Source organism: Mesorhizobium sp. M7A.F.Ca.MR.176.00.0.0, assembly GCF_004023165.1.
In the GTDB taxonomy this organism is placed as follows: Bacteria; Pseudomonadota; Alphaproteobacteria; order Rhizobiales; family Rhizobiaceae; genus Mesorhizobium.
On sequence record NZ_RZTC01000155.1, the window covers coordinates 8,341 to 11,497 of the forward strand.

The following is a 3,157-nucleotide window of genomic DNA, read 5'->3' on the forward strand; positions in this document are numbered from 1 at the left end:
GCAGGCGGGCGCTTCGATCATCAACACCGCCTCGATCTGGGGCCGCGTCGCCGAAGCGCGGTTCGGCGCCTACGTCGCCTCCAAGCACGCCATCATCGGCCTGACGAAAACCTGGGCCAAGGAACTTGGATCGAGGGGCATCCGCGTCAATGCGGTCTGTCCGGGATGGGTCCGCACGGAAGCATCGATGCGCTCGCTTGGCCGGATGGCCGAGCAAGGCGCCGTCAGTGAAGCAGCACTGCTCGAAGACATCGTCGGCGCGCAAGCCCTGCCCGGCCTGATGGAGCCGGCCGACATGGCCGGCACCTATCTGTTCCTGGCGTCGGATCTCGCGGCCAACATCACCGGGCAGTCGCTCGGCGTCGACAGGGGAGAAGTGCCTTGGTAACTCCATTGCACGGAAAACGCGCGCTGGTCACCGGTGCGGCCAGCGGCATCGGCCGCGCGACCGCGCTCGCCTTACGGGACGCCGGAGCCATGGTTCTCGGCTTCGATCTCAAGGCATCTGAAGGCGATATCCCGATCCTTGCCTGCGACCTTGCCAATGAGGCCGACATCATTGCCGCGGTCAAGCAGGGCGCGCAACGGATCGGCGGCTACGACATTCTGGTCAACAATGCCGGCATCCTCCAGGAAGCAGCGCTTGAGGCGATTTCGCTCGACCATGTCGACCGCATGTTCGCCGTCAATGTGCGCGGCGCCATCATCGTGGCACGGGAAGTCCTGCCGCACCTTCCCGATGGCGGCCGCATCATCAACATCGCCTCCGAGCTCGCCTATCTCGGCCGGGCGAGCGCCTCGGTCTATTGCGCGACCAAGGCGGCATTGCTCGGCCTGACCCGCTCCTGGGCGCGCGAGCTTGCGCCTCGCATCCTGGTCAACGCCGTGGCGCCGGGGCCGACAGACACGCCGCTTCTCGGTTTCGAGGCGCTGAGCGAGAGCCAGCGCGCGCTTGAAACAACACACCCGCTGGGGCGGATCGGCCGCCCGGATGAGATCGCCTCCGCGGTGGTCTTCCTTGCCGGCCCCGGCGCCACCTTCTTCACCGGACAATGCCTGGGCGCCAATGGTGGCGCGGCGATGCTTTGAAATGGGATGATCATGAAAGACCGAGTTTTCCTCGCTGAACTGCCATGGCCCGAAGCCGAGAAGAGGATCGCCGCCGGCGCGCCTATCTTCCTGCCGCTCGGCTCGACCGAACAGCATGGCCACCACATGGCGATGAATGTCGATGTCGTGCTTCCCACCGCCATCGCCGAGACAGTGGCGAAGCAGGTCGGCGGCCTCGTCGCGCCGACCATCGCTTACGGCAACCGCTCGCAGCCGAGAACAGGCGGCGGCCCGGCCTTCCCCGGCACGATCAACATCACGGCGCATACGTTTTCGCTGCTGGTCAAGGATGTGATCTGCGATCTCTATCGCCAGAAGGTCCGGCGCATCGTCGTCCTCAACGGCCACTACGAGAACATCGGCCCGTCGATCGAAGGCATCGAACTGGCGCTCGACGCCATCGGCCGCGAGCGTGCGGCGGATCTGACGATCCTGCGCATCGATCATTGGGAAATGGTGCGCACAGAGACGCTGGCGAAAGTGTTCCCCGATGGTTATCCCGGCATCGAGCTGGAACATGCGAGCGTCATCGAGACCTCGATGATGCTGGCGCTGCGTCCCGAGTTCGTCGATCTCGGCAAGGCACTGCATGACGGCCCGGCGCAGTTCAGGCCATATGATCGCTATCCCAAGCCGGCCGAGGAAGTGCCGCCATCCGGCGTGCTGTCGCTGACCGAGGGCTCATCAGCCGAAAAGGGCCGGTGGCTGCTCGACGACTGCGAGACCCGCATTGCGGAAATCGTCAAACGTGAATTCTTCTGAGGTGCCGACACCATGAGCAGCAATTTCTTCCAGCCGATCGACGCTTCCGCCGTTCCTCGCTTCGCCGGACTTTCGACCTTCATGAGACTGCCGGCCGTGGCAAGCGCGGAGGGGCTCGACATCGCGCTCGTCGGCATACCGTGGGACGGTGGCACCACCAATCGCGCCGGTGCGCGGCATGGTCCGCGCGAAATCCGCAACCAGTCGAGCCTGATGCGGCGTGCCCATCACGTCTCGGGGACCGAGCCGTTCAGCATCGCCAACGTCGCCGATGTCGGCGATCTCTCGGTCAATCCGATCAACCTGCTGGACGGGCTGAAGCGCATCGAGGACGGCATCGCGGCGATCATGGCAGTGGGCGCCATTCCGCTTGCAGCGGGCGGCGATCATCTGACGACGTTGCCGGTGCTGCGCGCCGTGGCCCGCAAGGCGCCCGTCGGCATGATCCATTTCGACGCGCATTCAGACACCAACGACCGTTATTTCGGTGACAATCCCTATACGCATGGCACGCCATTCCGCCGCGCCATCGAAGAGGGGTTGCTCGATCCCAAGCGCATCGTCCAGATCGGCATCCGCGGCTCGATATACGAACCCGGCGAACATGACTGGGCGATCGCCCAAGGCATTCGCATCATCTACATGGAGGAGTTCGTCAGGCGGGGCGCGGCCAGCGTCATGGAAGAGGCGCGCGGCATCGTCGGCGATACGCCCATCTATGTGACCTTCGACATCGACTGCATCGACCCGTCGATGGCGCCTGGGACCGGAACGCCCGAGCTAGGCGGCTTCACCACCCGCGAGGCCCAGGAAATGGTCCGCCTGCTCGACGGATTGACCATTGTCGGTGCCGACGTCGTCGAGGTGGCGCCGCCTTTCGACCTGGGCGGAATGACGGCGCTCGCCGGCGCGACGATGATGTTCGAGCTGCTGTGCGTGATGGCGAAGTCGGTTCAAGCAGCGAGAGCGCCGGACTGAGCACAAGCATCAAATCCGCCTGATGCATCGCCGTCCGCTCAGAGCGGATTCTCGGCATAGAACTCCAGCACGCGCTGCTTGAAGGTCTTGTCCCCGACGGCCAGCATATGGTCCCGGCCCTCGATGTGAAAGGCGCTGGCGTTCGGCATCAACGCTGCAAGCTCATCGGGCGAGCCGCCAATGTCGTCGGTGGTTCCGACGGCGACCAGCGTCGGCTGGGCGATTCGCGCGATATCCTGCTCGCTCAGCAATTCCCGCGATTTGGCGATGCAAGCGGCCAAGGCCCGGCGATCGCTGCGGGTCTGGT

Annotated in this window: 4 protein-coding genes and 1 pseudogene; 4 read left to right on the forward strand and 1 reads right to left on the reverse strand. The window is 64.8% G+C overall.

The genetic code is table 11. From position 1 onward, the window contains the following. The 4 genes from EOB59_RS36930 to speB form a co-directional block, all read left to right on the forward strand. A partial coding sequence (locus EOB59_RS36930; RefSeq protein WP_245486838.1) for an SDR family oxidoreductase occupies positions 1-388 on the forward strand: 388 nt, incomplete at its 5' end. Beyond that, positions 382-1,089 (forward strand): SDR family oxidoreductase, encoded by a 708-nt coding sequence (locus tag EOB59_RS31360; protein WP_128290038.1) that lies wholly within the window; start codon positions 382-384, stop codon positions 1,087-1,089. The genes EOB59_RS36930 and EOB59_RS31360, both read left to right, overlap by 7 nt. A gap of 12 nt (positions 1,090-1,101) precedes the next feature. Further along, positions 1,102-1,872 carry a creatininase gene (locus tag EOB59_RS31365; RefSeq protein ID WP_127396855.1) on the forward strand — a complete coding sequence of 257 codons (771 nt, stop codon included), beginning with the start codon at positions 1,102-1,104 and terminating at the stop codon, positions 1,870-1,872. A gap of 12 nt (positions 1,873-1,884) precedes the next feature. Next, positions 1,885-2,850, forward strand: coding sequence for an agmatinase (speB, locus tag EOB59_RS31370; RefSeq protein WP_128290039.1), 966 nt, complete (start codon positions 1,885-1,887; stop codon positions 2,848-2,850). A gap of 38 nt (positions 2,851-2,888) precedes the next feature. Here speB and EOB59_RS31375 read toward each other — a convergent pair. Further along, positions 2,889-3,157: pseudogene (locus tag EOB59_RS31375) on the reverse strand (alpha/beta hydrolase); the annotation flags it as partial.

What these genes read in the sequence shown, in the direction of transcription:
- speB (WP_128290039.1), top strand. Translation starts at nt 1,885, where the DNA reads ATGAGCAGCAATTTCTTCCAGCCGATCGACGCTTCCGCCGTTCCTCGC.
- EOB59_RS31365 (WP_127396855.1), top strand. Translation starts at nt 1,102, where the DNA reads ATGAAAGACCGAGTTTTCCTCGCTGAACTGCCATGGCCCGAAGCCGAG.